The sequence below is a fragment of the Streptomyces sp. NPDC007875 genome, from assembly GCF_042868035.1.
Classification (GTDB): domain Bacteria; phylum Actinomycetota; class Actinomycetes; order Streptomycetales; family Streptomycetaceae; genus Streptomyces; species Streptomyces antimycoticus.
Genome location: NZ_JBIADZ010000004.1, coordinates 193,577 through 209,014 on the forward strand (window position 1 = coordinate 193,577; position 15,438 = coordinate 209,014).

13 protein-coding genes are annotated in these 15,438 nt (G+C 71.7%); 3 read left to right on the forward strand and 10 right to left on the reverse strand.

From position 1 onward, the window contains the following. Positions 1 to 42: 42 nt before the first annotated feature. Both coaE and ACFYOY_RS10200 read right to left on the reverse strand, forming a co-directional pair. Positions 43 to 651: a dephospho-CoA kinase gene (gene coaE / locus ACFYOY_RS10195; protein ID WP_351891793.1), complete on the reverse strand. Its 609-nt coding sequence runs from the start codon at positions 649 to 651 to the stop codon at positions 43 to 45. Positions 652 to 689: 38 nt separating this feature from the next. Continuing rightward, positions 690 to 1,634 (reverse strand): PAC2 family protein, encoded by a 945-nt coding sequence (locus tag ACFYOY_RS10200; RefSeq protein WP_093460953.1) that lies wholly within the window; start codon positions 1,632 to 1,634, stop codon positions 690 to 692. 287 nt (positions 1,635 to 1,921) lie between these two features. Here ACFYOY_RS10200 and ACFYOY_RS10205 point away from each other — a divergent pair, with 287 nt between their 5' ends. Then, positions 1,922 to 2,401, forward strand: a complete 480-nt coding sequence (locus tag ACFYOY_RS10205) for a hypothetical protein (protein ID WP_388585968.1) — start codon at positions 1,922 to 1,924, stop codon at positions 2,399 to 2,401. Positions 2,402 to 2,463: 62 nt separating this feature from the next. Here ACFYOY_RS10205 and rpsA read toward each other — a convergent pair whose 3' ends face one another. Beyond that, complete coding sequence (gene rpsA / locus ACFYOY_RS10210) at positions 2,464 to 3,972, reverse strand: 30S ribosomal protein S1 (RefSeq protein ID WP_093460957.1); 1,509 nt, start codon at positions 3,970 to 3,972, stop codon at positions 2,464 to 2,466. Between the two features lie 368 nt (positions 3,973 to 4,340). Here rpsA and ACFYOY_RS10215 point away from each other — a divergent pair, with 368 nt between their 5' ends. Together ACFYOY_RS10215 and hrpB are read left to right on the forward strand one after the other, a co-directional pair. Further along, positions 4,341 to 5,213: a methyltransferase domain-containing protein gene (locus tag ACFYOY_RS10215; RefSeq protein ID WP_351891812.1), complete on the forward strand. Its 873-nt coding sequence runs from the start codon at positions 4,341 to 4,343 to the stop codon at positions 5,211 to 5,213. Beyond that, positions 5,198 to 7,840: an ATP-dependent helicase HrpB gene (gene hrpB, locus ACFYOY_RS10220; protein WP_351891815.1), complete on the forward strand. Its 2,643-nt coding sequence runs from the start codon at positions 5,198 to 5,200 to the stop codon at positions 7,838 to 7,840. The genes ACFYOY_RS10215 and hrpB overlap by 16 nt, the downstream gene beginning before the upstream one ends. Before the next feature lie 145 nt (positions 7,841 to 7,985). Here the strand turns inward: hrpB and ACFYOY_RS10225 are convergent, their stop codons facing one another. The 7 genes from ACFYOY_RS10225 to polA all read right to left on the reverse strand — a co-directional run bounded on the left by ACFYOY_RS10225 (position 7,986) and on the right by polA (position 15,281). Then, positions 7,986 to 8,336, reverse strand: a complete 351-nt coding sequence (locus ACFYOY_RS10225; protein WP_237298834.1) for a hypothetical protein — start codon at positions 8,334 to 8,336, stop codon at positions 7,986 to 7,988. 23 nt (positions 8,337 to 8,359) lie between these two features. After that, complete coding sequence (locus ACFYOY_RS10230) at positions 8,360 to 8,578, reverse strand: hypothetical protein (RefSeq protein ID WP_043240610.1); 219 nt, start codon at positions 8,576 to 8,578, stop codon at positions 8,360 to 8,362. Between the two features lie 120 nt (positions 8,579 to 8,698). Beyond that, complete coding sequence (locus ACFYOY_RS10235; RefSeq protein ID WP_351891822.1) at positions 8,699 to 9,319, reverse strand: hypothetical protein; 621 nt, start codon at positions 9,317 to 9,319, stop codon at positions 8,699 to 8,701. Between the two features lie 2 nt (positions 9,320 to 9,321). Beyond that, on the reverse strand, positions 9,322 to 10,323 hold the full coding sequence (locus tag ACFYOY_RS10240; protein WP_351891828.1) for a DUF3068 domain-containing protein: 1,002 nt from the start codon (positions 10,321 to 10,323) through the stop codon (positions 9,322 to 9,324). 16 nt (positions 10,324 to 10,339) lie between these two features. After that, the gene (locus ACFYOY_RS10245; protein ID WP_107417375.1) at positions 10,340 to 10,474 is read right to left on the reverse strand and encodes an SPW_0924 family protein; all 135 of its coding nucleotides are present in this window, start codon (positions 10,472 to 10,474) and stop codon (positions 10,340 to 10,342) included. A gap of 188 nt (positions 10,475 to 10,662) precedes the next feature. Continuing rightward, entirely contained in the window at positions 10,663 to 12,429 is a 1,767-nt protein-coding gene (locus ACFYOY_RS10250) for a lytic murein transglycosylase (RefSeq protein WP_388585975.1), read from the reverse strand. A 113-nt stretch (positions 12,430 to 12,542) separates the two neighbouring features. Next, the gene (gene polA, locus ACFYOY_RS10255) at positions 12,543 to 15,281 is read right to left on the reverse strand and encodes a DNA polymerase I (protein ID WP_388585978.1); all 2,739 of its coding nucleotides are present in this window, start codon (positions 15,279 to 15,281) and stop codon (positions 12,543 to 12,545) included. Positions 15,282 to 15,438: the final 157 nt, after the last annotated feature.

A 15,438-nucleotide genomic window follows, 5' to 3' on the forward strand; every position in this document is an offset into this window, starting at 1 on the left:
CGCCCCGGCTCAGCCCCGCACGCTCCGCGCCACGCCCCCCGCTCAGCCCTCCGCGCCGGCCGCCCGCGCCACCAGATCCGCCCAGACCTTGGTGACCTGCGGCTCCAGCGCCTCGATCGGGCCATTGTTGTCGATCACGACATCGGCGATCGCCAGCCGGTCGGCGCGGGTGGCCTGCGCCGCCATCCGGGCCCGGGCCTCGTCCTCGGCCATGCCGCGCAGCCGTACCAGCCGGTCGAGCTGGGTCTCGGGCGTGGCGTCCACGACCATGACCAGGTCGTAGAGCGGGGCCAGCTTGTTCTCGGCCAGGAGCGGGACGTCATGGACCACGACGGCGTCGGGGGCGGCCGCCGCCTGGAGCTCGGCGGAGCGGTCCCGGACCAGCGGGTGGATGATCGTGTTCAGTGCGCTCAGCCGCTCCGGGTCGTTGAAGACGATCCCGCCGAGCCTGGGCCGGTCGAGATGGCCGTCGGCGGTCAGCACCTCGGGGCCGAATTCGGTGACGACGGCGGTCAGACCAGGCGTTCCCGGCTCGACCACCTCGCGAGCGATCCGATCGGAGTCGATCAGCACCGCTCCCAGTGAGGTCAGGATCCGTGAGACCTCGCTCTTGCCCGCGCCGATTCCGCCCGTGAGCCCCAGCTTCAGCATGGTGCCCACGCTATACGGCGCACCGGTGGCGTCCTCCCTCAGGCTCCGCCCTCGCCCTCCCGCTCCGCCAGGAACCGCTCGAACTCCGCGGCCAGTTCATCCGCCGAGGGCAGCTCGGCCGGCTCCGCGACCAGATTGCCGCGGCTCTCGGCCCCGGCCACCGCGTCGTACTGGTGCTCAAGGCCCCGTACGAGCGCGACCAGCTCCTCGTCCCCCTCCGAGATCTGCCGCTCGATCTCCTCCTGCGTCTTGAGGGCGTCGTTGCGCAGGGCGTGCGTGGGCCCCGGCAGGACCAGGCCGGTGGCCGCGGTGATGGCCTCCAGCGCGGTGAGCGCCGCGTCCGGATAGGCCGACCGGGCCAGATAGTGCGGCACATGCGCGGCGACGCCGAGCACATCGCGGCCCGCCTCGGCGAGCCGGTACTCGATCAGGGATTCGGCGCTGCCGGGTACTTGGGCCTCGTCGAAGAAGCCGCGATGACCAGGCGTCAGGTCGGTGCGGTTGCCATGCGGGGTGATGCCGACCGGCCGGGTGTGCGGAACGCCCATCGGGATGCCGTGGAAGTTCACCGCGAGCCGCACGTTCAGCCGCTCGACCATCTGGCGCACGGCCGCCGCGAACCGCTCCCACTCCACGTCCGGCTCCGGCCCGGCGAGCAGCAGGAACGGGGCCGCGGTCGCGTCGCGCACCAGATACAGCTCGAGCTTCGGGGTCTCGTACGCGGTCCAGCGGTCGCGCTGGAAGGTGAGCAGGGGGCGCCGGGCCCGGTAGTCGACCAGCCGGTCATGGTCGAAGCGCGCGACGACCTTGCGTGGCAGGCCGTCGAGCAGCCGCTCGACGATCTGGTCCCCCGTCTCGCCGGCGTCGATATAGCCGTCGAAGTGGTACAGCAGCACCAGCCCGGCCGAGTCCCGCGAGGCTATCGCGTCGACCTCCGCCAGCCCGCTCGGTTCCCATGCGTACAACTCCTGCGGATCTTGCACTGTGACCGCTCCTCCTTGTGTCCGTTCCGAAGAACACCGAACAAGGGCGGGGGCATTCCCCGGGCGGGATCCGCGATGGCCCGGCGGCCGTGAACCGCGCTGCGAAGGAGCCCACTTGGGCTAACGGGAGCGGCCCGAACTCGACGTCGGCGCACGTCGCGGGGTTGACGCGCATATGCGGCACGCCTATCTTCGCCAGCCGTCAGCGGTTCATCATGTCATCCGGCGTTCACTGACCAGAACCCAGCGTGTTCACCTCTGGCCACGGCACAGGAAGGCAGCCTCCTATGCACTCCCCCGGCCGCACTCCCACCCGGTTACGCACCTTCGTCACCGCCTCCGCCGCCGGGCTGGTCGCCGCCGCCGGGCTGGTCGCCGCCGGCGGGCTGATCGCGGCCGGCACGTCCGCGCGGGAGGCCCCCGCCGCCACCGCCGTCCCGATCTCCGTGCACGACGCGGACGGGCTCAGGGAGGCCCTTGCCGGGGCCCGGCCCGGCGATACGATCCGGCTCGCCGACGGCCGGTATCGCGGCAGCTTCGAGATCACCGCCTCCGGCACCTCCGGCTCGCGGATCACCCTCACCGGCTCGCCGAAGGCGGTCCTCAGCGCGAGCGGCGGCTATGGGCTGCGTTTGAACGGCGCCTCGTACTGGACCGTCAGGGGGATCACCGTCCGCGGCGGCCGGGAGGGCATCAGGATCGACGCCGCCCGGAGCGTGACCGTGGACGCCGTTTCGGTCAGTGTGCGGCGACCCGGGCATGCGTAAGGCCCGCTCCCCAGGGGGAGCGGGCCTTACCCATTCAGCTGGTGCCGACTAGCGGCCGGTGATCAGCTCTGGCCGCCGGCCAGCTTCTCGCGAAGCGCGGCCAGCGCCTCGTCCGAAGCCAGGGCGCCGGAGTTGTCGGCCGACTCCGAGGAGTACGAACCGCCACCGCCGGACGCCTGCCCGCCGGGCGCCGGAGCGGCGCCGCTGCCCGCCTCGGCAGCGGCCTGCTCGTCGGCCTCGCGGGACTTGATGACCTGCGCCTGGTGCTGCTCGAAGCGCTGCTGCGCCTCGGCGTACTGGGTCTCCCACGCCTCCCGCTGGGTCTCGAAGCCCTCGAGCCAGTCGTTGGTCTCGGGGTCGAAGCCCTCGGGGTAGATGTAGTTGCCCTGGTCGTCGTAGGACGCGGCCATGCCGTACAGGGTCGGGTCGAACTCGACCACGGACGGGTCGGCACCGAACGCCTCGTTGGCCTGCTTCAGCGAGAGGCTGATGCGGCGGCGCTCGAGGTCGATGTCGATGACCTTGACGAAGATCTCGTCGTTGACCTGGACGACCTGCTCCGGGATCTCCACGTGGCGCTCGGCCAGCTCGGAGATGTGGACCAGGCCCTCGATGCCCTCGTCCACGCGGACGAACGCACCGAACGGAACGAGCTTGGTGACCTTACCCGGGACGACCTGACCGATCTGGTGGGTCCGGGCGAACTGCTGCCACGGGTCTTCCTGGGTCGCCTTGAGCGACAGGGAGACGCGCTCGCGGTCCATGTCGACGTCCAGGACCTCGACCGTGACCTCCTGGCCGACCTCGACAACCTCGGAGGGGTGGTCGATGTGCTTCCAGGACAGCTCCGAGACGTGGACGAGACCGTCGACGCCGCCGAGGTCCACGAACGCACCGAAGTTGACGATGGAGGAGACGACGCCGGAGCGCACCTGGCCCTTCTGGAGGGTGGTGAGGAAGGTCTGGCGGACCTCGCTCTGGGTCTGCTCCAGCCAGGCGCGGCGGGACAGGACCACGTTGTTGCGGTTCTTGTCGAGCTCGATGATCTTCGCCTCGAGCTCCTTGCCCACGTAGGGCTGGAGGTCGCGAACGCGGCGCATCTCCACCAGGGAGGCGGGAAGGAAGCCACGGAGGCCGATGTCGAGGATGAGACCACCCTTGACGACCTCGATGACGGTACCGGTGACGATCCCGTCCTCTTCCTTGATCTTCTCGATGGTGCCCCAAGCGCGCTCGTACTGGGCGCGCTTCTTCGAGAGGATCAGCCGGCCTTCCTTGTCCTCCTTCTGGAGGACGAGGGCCTCGATCTCATCGCCGACGGCGACGACCTCATTGGGGTCGACGTCGTGCTTGATCGACAGTTCGCGGGAGGGGATGACGCCTTCGGTCTTGTAACCAATGTCGAGCAGGACCTCGTCCCGGTCGACCTTCACGATGACGCCGTCGACGATGTCGCCGTCGTTGAAGTACTTGATCGTCTCGTCGATCGCGGCGAGGAAGGCTTCCTCGGAACCGATGTCGTTTACCGCCACCTGCGGGGTGGTGCGGGTTGCCTCGGTGCTGCTCGTCATGTGGAAAAGGGCTCCGGTACGGACATGAAGTCGTAGGTACTGCTACGCCGGGGGCCCTTATCGCACTGCCGAAGCCGGACAGCCTTGGAGGCACCGAATCTTTCCGATTTCGAATGATCGAAAAGCCCATGTACCTCGACAACCGAGGGGACATACAACAGATGCGAGTGCGGCCTGCTCGGTCCGAGGCGCACAGGCCCGCAGCGCAACTTGTAGCATACGGGGGCAGCCGGGCATGGTCAATGCACGAAGAGCACACGTGGGGATTAACTCCCCGAACCCGGCAAATTGCATGGTCCGTACTGCGACGCGGTCTTCACCGTGCCCCGCAGCCACAGGTCGATACAGAGAGTACGACGACGCGCGCGATGCTCCAAGAACACGAGCCCAGCACCCCGGAGGAGGCGGCCGAGCCGACGGCCACCCGCCGGATCGCCGACGAGGCGGAGAGCAGCCGGGCCAGCCGGGGATGGTGGGACCGCAACGCGGACGAGTACCAGGAGGAACACGGCGCCTTCCTGGGCGACGACCGGTTCATATGGGGCCCGGAGGGGCTGGACGAGGCGGAGGCCGGGCTGCTGGGCCCGGTGGAGGCGCTCAAGGGGCGCGATGTGCTGGAGGTGGGCGCGGGCGCCGCACAGTGCGCCCGCTGGCTGGCCGCCCAGGGGGCGCGGCCGGTGGCCCTGGACCTCTCCCACCGGCAGCTGCGGCACGCGCGGCGGATCGACACGGAGGCCGCCGCCGGGGGCGGCGACGGGGCGGGCGAGCGGGCCGGGGTCGCGCTGGTGCAGGCCGACGCCACGGACCTGCCCTTCCGGGACGGCTCGTTCGACCTCGCGTGCTCGGCGTACGGGGCGGTGCCGTTCGTGGCCGAGCCGGTGCGGGTGATGCGCGAGGTACGCCGGGTGCTGCGGCCGGGCGGGCGGTGGGTCTTCTCGGTGACGCATCCCATCCGCTGGGCGTTCCCCGACGAACCGGGGCCCGAGGGGCTGTCCGTCGCCGGCTCCTACTTCGACCGCACGCCCTATGTGGAGCAGGACGAGTCGGGCCGGGCCGTCTACGTGGAGCACCACCGGACGCTGGGCGACCGGGTGCGGGACGTGGTGGCCGGGGGCTTCCGGCTGGTCGACCTGATCGAGCCGGAGTGGCCCGCGTGGAACCACCAGGAGTGGGGCGGCTGGTCCCCCCTGCGGGGGAACCTCATCCCGGGCACGGCGATCTTCGTATGCGAGCGGGACTGAGCGGGATCGGGGCAGAGGCGTTGACCACTCCTGGGGACCCGCGCGCCGAGGCCCTCGACCGCCTTCCCGTACGCGAGGCCGTGCCCGCGCTGCTGCGCGCGCTCGAGGACCGCGGGGTCGCCGTGCTGTGCGCGCCCCCGGGGACCGGCAAGACGACGCTGGTGCCACTGGTGCTCGCCGGGCTCGTGGGCGGCGGGCCGGTGCGGCGGGTGCTGGTCGCCGAGCCGCGGCGGATCGCGGCACGGGCCGCCGCGCGGCGGATGGCGTGGCTGCTGGGCGAGCGGCCGGGCGGGAAGGTCGGCTTCACCGTGCGCGGCGAGCGGCAGGCCGGCCGCGGGACCGTGGTCGAGGTGGTCACCACCGGCGTGCTGCTGCAACGGCTGCAACGCGACCAGGAGCTGGCCGGCGTCGATGTGGTCGTTCTCGACGAGTGCCATGAGCGCCATCTGGACGCGGACACGGCCGCCGCCTTCCTGCTGGACGTCCGGGCCGCCCTGCGCCCCGACCTCCGGCTGATCGCCGCCTCGGCGACCACGGACGCGGAGGGCTGGGCGCGGCTGCTCGGCGACGGCGGGACGGACGGCGGGAAAGGGGCGACGGACGGCGGGGACGGCTCTGAGGGGCCCGCGCCGGTCGTCTCGGCACCGGGTGTGTCCCATCCGGTGGAGGTGGTGTGGGCGCCGCCCGAGCGCCCCGTACGGCCGCCGCACGGGATGCGGGTGGACCCCGCCCTGCTGGACCATGTCGCGGCCGTGGTGCGGCGGGCGCTGCGCGAGCGGGAGGGCGATGTGCTGTGCTTCCTGCCGGGCGTGGGCGAGATCGCCCGGGTGGCCGGGAAGCTGGGCGGGCTCGCCGAGGCGGAGGTCCTGCAGGTGCACGGGCGGGCACCGGCTGCCGTACAGGAGGCGGTGCTGGCCGGTGCGGACGGCGGACGGCGGCGGGTGGTGCTGGCCACCTCGGTCGCCGAGTCGAGCCTGACCGTGCCGGGCGTGAGGATCGTCGTGGACTGCGGGCTGGCGCGTGAGCCCCGGATGGACCACGCACGCGGGCTGAGCGCGCTGACGACCGTAAGGGCGTCACGGGCGGCCGCCCGGCAGCGCGCGGGCCGTGCGGGCCGCGAGGCGCCCGGGGCGGTCTACCGCTGCTGGCCGGAGGCGGAGGACGCCCGGCTGCCGCGTTTCCCGTCCCCGGAGATCGCCGGCGCGGACCTTACGGCCTTCGCGCTGCAGACGGCGTGCTGGGGCGATCCGGACGCCTCGGGGCTGGCCCTGCTCGATCCGCCGCCCTCCGGGGCGATGACGGCCGCCCGCGAGACGCTGACCGCGATCGGCGCCGTGGACGCCGCCGGACGGGCCACCGAGCGCGGCACCCGGATGGCCCGCCTCGGCCTCCACCCCCGCCTCGCGCGGGCGCTCATCGACGGCGCGAAGGAGGTCGGCGCACGCCGGGCGGCCGAGGTGGTGGCCCTGCTGAGCGAGGAGCCCCCGAGGGAGTACGGCGACGACCTCGCCGCCGCCTGGCGCACCGCCCGCCACGGGGGTGACCCCTACGCCGCCCGCTGGCGCCAGGAGGCCCGGCGGCTCGAACAGGCCCTGACCGGCGCGGGTGACGCGCGGCCCAATGGCGCACGTGGCGCGCAGCGGGCGGCGCGCGGCGATGACGCCGTGGCGGGGCTGCTGGCCGCGCTGGCGTTCCCGGAGCGGGTGGCCCGGCGGCGCGGCGAGCGGGCGTACCTCATGGCCGCCGGGACGGGCGCGGAGCTGGGCGACGGCTCGCGGCTGGGCGGGGCGCCGTGGCTCGCGGTGGCCGTCGCCGACCGGCCGGTGACCTCCGCATCGGCGCGGGTGCGGCTCGCGGCCGTGACCGACGAGGACACCGCCCGGGCGGCGGCCGCGGCGCTGGCCTCGGAGGGAGCGGAGGTGCGCTGGGCCGACGGGGACGTCGTGGCGCGCCGGGTGGCCCGGCTCGGCGCGATCGAGCTGGTGTCCCGTCCGCTGGCCAAGCCCGATCCGGAGCTGGTGCGGCAGGCGCTGCTGGAGGGGCTGCGCCGTGAGGGGACGGGGCTGCTGCGCTGGTCGGCGCAGGCCACGGCGGTCCGGCAGCGGATGGCGTTTCTCCACCGGGAGCTGGGCGGGGCCTGGCCGGATGTCTCCGACGCGGCGCTGCTGGACCGCGCGGACGACTGGCTCGGCGTGGAGCTGGCGCGCGCCCGCGGACGGGCCGATCTGGGGCGGGTGGACGCGGGAGGGGCGCTGGCCCGGCTGATGCCGTGGGCCACGGGCGAGGCCGCGCGGTTCGAGGAGCTTGCGCCGGAGCGGATCGAAGTGCCGAGCGGCTCGCGGGTGCGGGTGGACTACGGCGCGGACCGGCCCGTGCTGGCGGTGAAGCTGCAGGAGCTGTTCGGCTGGCAGGAGGCGCCCCGGATCGCGGGCGGGCGGGTGCCGCTGCTGGTGCATCTGCTGTCCCCGGCGGGGCGTCCGGCCGCGGTCACCGCCGATCTTGCGTCCTTCTGGAAGGACGGCTACCGCTCGGTGCGGGCCGAGCTGCGCGGCCGGTACCCCAGGCATCCGTGGCCGGAGGATCCGGCGACGGCCGAGCCGACCCGGCGGACCAACGCCCGCCGCTGAGCCCCGCCCAATGCCCGTCACTGAGCCCCGCCGCCGCTGAGCCCGCCAACGCCCGCCCGCTCAGCCCACGGCCGACGGGGGCCGCTCAGCGGGCCACGTCGGACATCAGCCGACCCCATCGGGCATCAACGGGCCACGTCGGACATCAGTCGGCCCAGTCGCGCAGCCGACGCGCGGTCTCACCGAGCCGGAATCCGCTGATCTCCCGTATCTCGCGGACGAGTTTGACCATGCCGCCCGGCGGAGGCGTGATCGGCTCTCCCGACTCCTCCATGTACATCCGCGCGCAGGCCGCGCCGATCGTGGCGTTGTAGTCGGAGAACGGCTCGAGGATCAGTGAGGTGTGCAGAAAGGTCGCGGCGCGGGCGGCGGCCTCCTCGTAATAGGGCTCGCCCGAGAACCGCTCATAGCGGTGGCGTTCGGTCATGCAGTGCAGCGCACCCCAGTCCCGGACCGGGGTGTTCACCGGGGAGACCTCGACCTGGACGTTCAGCACCCAACCGGCGTCGACATACAGGATCACCGCATGCCGTGCGGGAACTCCCGCTCGAACTCGGGCTTGTACTCCAGGGCGAACTTCACGGCGCCCTCGACGAAACGCTGCTTCTGACGCCGCCGGACCACGTCCTCGGTCAGTATGTCGTGCGCCAGGCGCTTGATCGCGACGCCCTTCTCCCTCGCCTCGGCACGCAGCTCGGCCAGCTCCTGCTCGGTGAACTCAATCGTGATGCCAGGCATGGGCGGCATGCTAGCCACGCCTCCGCCCTGATCACTACCGGCTTGGCCACCACGAGCGAATCGCGGGGACGCAGGTTGACGCGGCGATTGACACGACGATTGACGCGACGGCCGCGCCGCTCAGCACTCCAGCCTCAGGGCGAACTGCTCCCCCGTCGGGAACGGTTCCTCCACGGGGTGCGGCCCGACCCATATGAGCGCCTGCTCGAAGGTCATATACGAGCCGTTGTCGACGCACTGGCCCACCACCACCGCGTTGCCGCCGCAGCGCCACGCGGCGTAGTTCCACGGGTGGTCGCCCTTCTCGTCCCGCACGACGGTCTCCGGCTCGCCCAGGCGCTCGCCGAAGGCGTCCACGGCGGCGCGCCACCGGCCGTCGAACACGGAGCGGTCGGCGTCGCGGTGGAAGACCCATGCGGGGTCCTCGGAGTGGTACTCGGCGAGCCAGTCGACATTGCCGCTGAGCCCGTCGGCCTGCAACTCCGCGTCGAAGTCGTCCGGCTCGTAGTAGTAGCAGAACGGGATCAGGCATTCGGTGTCCGCGTCATCGGGCCCGCCGAACCACTCCGGGCGGACATAGTGCCCGGTGTTGGTGGCATGGGAGGACGTATGGGAGCCGTCGGGCACCCAGCCGAAGCGCTCGGCGGCGGCCGCCGTGGCGCCCGGAGTCCATTCCAGGCGCGCCAATTCGACGATGTGGCCGATGAGTTCGGGCCCGGGGACGCAGCTGTTCACTGGCATGGTCATACGCTATGGCCGGCCACTGACAACGGGGTCGGCGCCGCCGGGGCCGACGGCGGGCGCGCCGCGCGCCCGCGGGCCTCCAGCAGCAGGGCGAGCGCGAGCAGGGCCATGCCGAGGATCAGGAAGCCCCACGGCAGATAGGCCGTGAGCAGCAGGACCAGCTGGCGCTGGGACTTCACCATGTCGACCGTGTGCCGGATGTAGTCCTCGCGCATCTTCACATGGCCGCTGAAGACGGTCACCCGGTCGCGGTCGCCCAGCAGCGTGCCGCCGCGCAGCTCCTCCTTGTGGATCTCCTGCCCGTTGACCGGGGCACCCGTGGTGGGCTCGACCCAGAACATCCGCTTGGTGCTGTACCAGCGGGAGGTGCCGGCCTTCCGGACGGTCTCGGGGGTGACGCCCTCGACCGGCATGGTCTTGGGCAGCGCCACCTTGGTCCAGGGAATGGTCTGTTCGAAGTAGTAGACCTTCAGGCCGCGGAAGTTCTGGGTGCCCTTGTAGTGGATGGGGGCGGAGGTGCGGGTCTGGGCGTCGAAGTAGCGGTAGTCGCGCTTCTCGGTGAGGAACGGCCATTTGAACTCGATGCCGTCGCGGCGCACCGCGTCCCCGTCGACATGTTCCCCGCCCGCGTGCACCGGGTCCTGGGAGTGGGCGTCGAAGACATAGCGCTCGGGGATCTTGGAGACCATCTTGCCGTCGGGCCCGGCCACATACGACAGGGCGTCCCAGACGACGACATCGCGCCCGGTCGCCTTCCCCGTCTTCTCGGCGGCGGGCACATTGCCGCGCAGGGTCTGCACGATGCTGACCTTGGAGACCTTGCGGGGCTGCATGGTGCCGTAGTCGAGCAGGGTGGCCGGACTGGCCTCCAGGACCGCCGTCTGGTACTCGCCGGGCGGGATCTTGGCCAGCCGGGGATAGGCGTACCAGCGCAGCAGCGGCGCGAGGGCGGCGAAGAAGACGGCGAAGGCCAGCAGCACCAGGCTTGCTCTGCGGCGCATGGCGGATGTCCCTCCCTCAGGGGTGCTTGGGGACGGTGGTGAGCAGGGGTTCCGGGGAGGTCTCACCGCTGGGGGCGCCGATGGCCGTCATCGTGAGGACGATGGCGAGGGCGGCGGCGAGTCCGATCGCGGCGGCGGCGAGGGCGCGCATACGGGCCTCCTCGTGGTCCGGTACGAGGCACTGCCTGACGGTTCGTCAGAGCTGGGGCACCGTAGCAACGGGGGCCGCAGATGAGAACACGAAGGCGGAAAAGCGTCGCGCCGCCCCTGGCCCGGTGAGGGCTCAGGGGCGGCGCGAGGAACCGCGTGATCCGCGGCGGTGTTCGGTTGCCGGGCGGCTTACGAGGCGGGGGGCTGGGCCTGGGTGACCGTCAGCTCGATGTCCAGGACGGCACCACCCTCGGCGGTGAGGCGGAGCAGGAAGGTGCCCGCGTGGTCATCGGTGAGGATCTTCGGCAGGGTGAGCTGCCCGAGGTCGTTGGTCTTCAGGTCGGTCAGGGTGCGCACCGGCTTGCCCTTGTCGTCCAGGAAGTAGGGCCCCTTGTCGTTGAGCTCGGGGTCCTTCGCCGAGGTGATCATGGTGGCGGTCACCGGCACATCCGCCGTGGCCTTGCCCTTGCTGGTGGCCGTGACGGCGAGCGCGTCGGCGAAGGAGGCGCCGGTCTGGGCCGTGAGCTCCTCGTCGCCGAGGCGGGCCAGCGCATCGGCCTGCGGTACGGGACGGGCCTTGACGGTCGCGGCGAACTCGACCGGGGCGGCCTCCCGCCCCACCGCGGTGGCGCGCACGGTGAAGGTGCCGGTCTTCTCGCCCGCGAGCAGCTTCGGCGCGGTGGCGGTGCCATCGATGCCGGTCAGCATGGTGGCGGACTTGACGAGGCCGAGGAAGCGCGCGTCGGTCTCGCCGAGGATCTCGTACCGCACCCGCGCACCGGCCACCGGCTTGCCCGCGGCGTCCACGGCCTTGACGCGCGGCGACTGGGCGAAGCCGGTGCCCGCGACGGCGGACAGCTCCTTCGCGCCGACCGTGGTGAGCTTGCTGGTGCCGCTCGGGGTGGACGGCGGAGTGGTCGGGGGCTTGGGGGTCGGGGTCCCGGTGCCGGGGGTCCCGCCGTGCTCGCCGGCCGGAGGGGTCGGGGTGGAGGTGTCGGGCTCGTCGTCGGGCTTGGGCAGGGTGTGGGCGTCCTCCGGGCCCTTCCCGGTGTCCTTGCCGTTTCCGCCGCCCTTGCCCGAGTCCTTGCCCTTGTCGCCCGAGCCCGAGCCGCCGGAGCCGTCGCCCGAGGGCAGCACGCCGGTGCCGTCGGGGACCTCGTGGGTGCCGCGCTTGTAGTACTCGAACCACGACAGGACGGTGTTCAGATACTCCTGCGAGTGGTTGTAGCCGAGGATCGCGCGGTCCAGATCGGCCTTGACGGACAGATCGCGGCCGTCCGCGCAGAGGTAGTTGCCCGCGGCGAGGGCGGCGTCATAGACGTTGTTGGGGTCCTTCTCGCCGTCACCATTGCCGTCCCGCCCCCAGTTGGCCCAGGTGGACGGGATGAACTGCATGGGGCCGACCGCGCGGTCATGCGTACTGTCGCCGTCGTAGGCACCGCCGTCGGTGTCCTTGATCAGGGCGAAGCCGTCGCCGTTGAGGACCGGGCCGAGGATGGGCGAGACGGTGGTGCCGTCGGCCTCCACATTGCCGCCGCGGGCCTGGCCGGACTCGACCTTGCCGATCGCGGCGAGCAGCTGCCAGGGCAGATTGCAGCCGGGGTTGGACTCCCTCAGGGCCGCTTCCGCCTTCTTGTAGGCGTCCAGCACGCTCGCGGGTATGCCCGCCTCGGGCTTGGTGTTGCCACTCCCGGGGAGCCCGGGCAGATCGATCGAGGAGCCCGGCTTGTCCGGGGTGACCAGCGGTGGCAGATCGGTGTGGTACGACGAACCACCGTCAATGGGGGTGTCGTCGGCCGCCGGTGCCTCCCCCGCCCGCTGCTCCCGGTTCCGGTCGCCCTGGTCGGAGTGGGCGAACCCGGGTGCCTGGGACGCGGTGAGGGCGGCCATCGCGGCCGCCGCCACCGCCGTCGTGGCGGCCCCCTTGCGCAGTCGTCGGCCGATAAGCGGTGCCATCCGTGTGTCCCTCCCGTCGAACACAGTGCGCTCCCCCGGCGCGTCAACTCTGGTGACACTACGACAACTTATGGCCCGCAGCTACCGGTGCAAACACCGCATCAGTGGAACCTTCAGTGAGCCGCCGATTCCCAGTCCGACCCGGATCCTACCGATACGCCCAGCGGAGCGCTCAGGCTGAAGGCGTCCGTCATCTCCCGGCGGACCAGCTCCTCGACCCGCTCCCGCTCACCGGGCGCGATCTCCAGCACGATTTCGTCGTGGACCTGCAACAGCATCCGCGACGAGAGTTTCTCCCTCGTCAACGCCGCGTCCACCTTGAGCATCGCGATCTTCACGATATCGGCGGCGGTGCCTTGGATCGGGGCGTTGAGCGCCATCCGCTCGGCCATCTCGCGGCGCTGGCGGTTGTCGCTGGTGAGGTCCGGGAGATAGCGGCGGCGGCCGAGCATGGTCTCGGTATAGCCGGTGGCGCGCGCCTCCTCGACGACCCGCTGCAGATAGTCGCGCACTCCGCCGAACCGCTCGAAGAAGTTCTCCATCAGCTTGCGGGCCTCATCGGGGGTGATGCCCAGCTGCTGGGAGAGGCCGAACGCCGAGAGGCCGTACGCCAGCCCGTAGGACATGGCCTTGATCTTGCGGCGCATCTCCGGGTCGACCGCCGACTTGTCGACGGAGAAGACCTGGGAGGCGACCGTGGTGTGGAGGTCCTCACCGGAGGTGAACGCCTCGATCAGACCCTCATCCTCGGAGAGATGGGCCATGACGCGCAGCTCGATCTGGCTGTAGTCGGCGGTCATCAGCGACTCGAAGCCGTCGCCGACGACGAAGCCGCGCCGGATCGCCCGGCCCTCGTCCGTGCGCACCGGGATGTTCTGCAGATTGGGGTCGGTGGAGGAGAGCCGGCCGGTGGCCGCCACGGTCTGGTTGAAGGTGGTGTGGATACGGCCCCCGGGGGCGATGGTCTTGATCAGGCCCTCGACGGTGGAGCGCAGCCGCGCCTGCTCCCGGTGGCGCAGCATGATCACCGGCAGTTCGTGGTCGGTCTGCGCGGCCAGCCACGCCAGCGCATCGGCGTCCGTGGTGTATCCGGTCTTGGTCTTCTTGGTCTTGGGCAGGCCCAGCTCGCCGAAGAGCACCTCCTGGAGCTGCTTGGGCGAGCCGAGGTTGAACTCATGGCCCACCGCGGCGTGCGCCTCCTGCACGGCATGCTGCACGGCGGCCGCGAACTGCTGCTCCATGCGCTCCAGCCAGCCGCGGTCGGCGGCGATGCCCGACCGCTCCATCCGGGCCAGCAGCTCGGAGACGGGCAGCTCCATGTCGTGCAGCAGCCCGGCCGCGCCCACGTCCTTCAGCCGGCCGCCGAACGCCTCGCCAAGGTCCAGGATGGTCCGCGCCTTGATCATCAAGGCGTCCCGCTCGGCCTCGTCGTCGGCGCCGAAGGCCAGCTGCCCGCTGTCCGCGGCCACCGCCGGGGACAGCTCACGGCCCAGGTACTCCACCGACAGGGCGTCCAGCTCGAAGGAGCGGCGGCCGGGCTTGACCAGATAGGCCGCGAGGGCGGTGTCCATGGTGACGCCCGCGACGGACCAGCCGTGCTCGGCGAAGACCCGCATGATGCCCTTGGCGTTGTGCAGCACCTTGGGGCGGTCGGGGTCCGCGATCCACTCGGCGAACGCCCGCTCGTCGGCCTCGTCCAGCTGCGAGGGGTCGAAGAACGCGGCGGGGCCGGAGCCGGTGGCCAGCGCGATCTCGCTGACGCTGCCGCTGCCCAGCGCCCAGGTGTCGACGGTGGCCAGGCCCAGCGGGGCGTCGCGGTGGCTCTCCAGCCAGGGGGCGAGCTCGCCCGCGCTCAGCACCATGCCGTCGACCGCGATACCCGGCTCCGCGGCCGCGGGCTCATCCGCCGCCGCGCCCGGGTCGACGGCCATGATCCGGTCGCGGAAGTTCTGGTGGCGGAACTCCAGCGCGTCCAGGATCACCGAGAGCGCCTCCCGGTCGTACGGAGTGCGACCCAGCCCCTCGGGGCCGGCGGCCAGCTCCACATCCCGCACCAGCTCGGTCAGCTGGCGGTTGAGCTTGACGGACTCCAGGTGGTCGCGGAGCTTCTCGCCGACCTTCCCCTTGACCTCGTCGACCCGCTCCACCAGCTCCTTGAAGGAGCCGAACTGATTGATCCACTTCGCCGCGGTCTTCTCGCCGACGCCCGGGATGCCGGGGAGGTTGTCCGACGGGTCGCCGCGCAGGGCCGCGAAGTCGGGGTACTGGGCCGGGGTGAGGCCGTACTTCTCGTGCACCTTCCCGGGGGTGAACCGGGTCAGCTCGGAGACGCCCTTGGTGGGGTAGAGCACCGTGACATGGTCCGTGACCAGCTGGAACGAATCCCGGTCGCCGGTGACGATCAGCACATCGAAGCCCTGCTCCTCGGCCTGGGTGGCGAGGGTGGCGATCACGTCGTCGGCCTCGAAGCCGTCCACCGCGAAGCGCGTGATGTTCATGGCGTCGAGCAGCTCGCCGATCAGCTCGACCTGGCCCTTGAACTCGTCGGGGGACTTGGAGCGGTTCGCCTTGTACTCCGTGAACTGCTCGGAGCGCCAGGTCTTGCGCGAGACGTCGAACGCCACGGCGAGGTGCGTGGGCTGCTCATCACGGAGCGTGTTCGCCAGCATCGAGGTGAAGCCGTAGACCGCGTTGGTGGTCTGGCCGGTGGTCGTGCTGAAGTTCTCCGCCGGCAGCGCGAAGAACGCCCGGTATGCCAGGGAATGCCCGTCCAGCAGGAGCAGGCGGGGACGGTCCTCCCCCGTGCGGTCGGGCGCGGGCGCTGCGGTCTTCTTCGATGCTTTCTCTGCCACGCCCCCGATCCTGCCACGGCCCACCGACAATGCCTCCCGCCCCGGCCACCGGACCGGACCGCCTCCGGCCCCCCGAGCCGGACCGGGCACAAGACCAGACCAGACCGCGTACAAGATCGTGCCCGCGCAGCCGGACCGGGCCGCCGCCTCGGCTGTC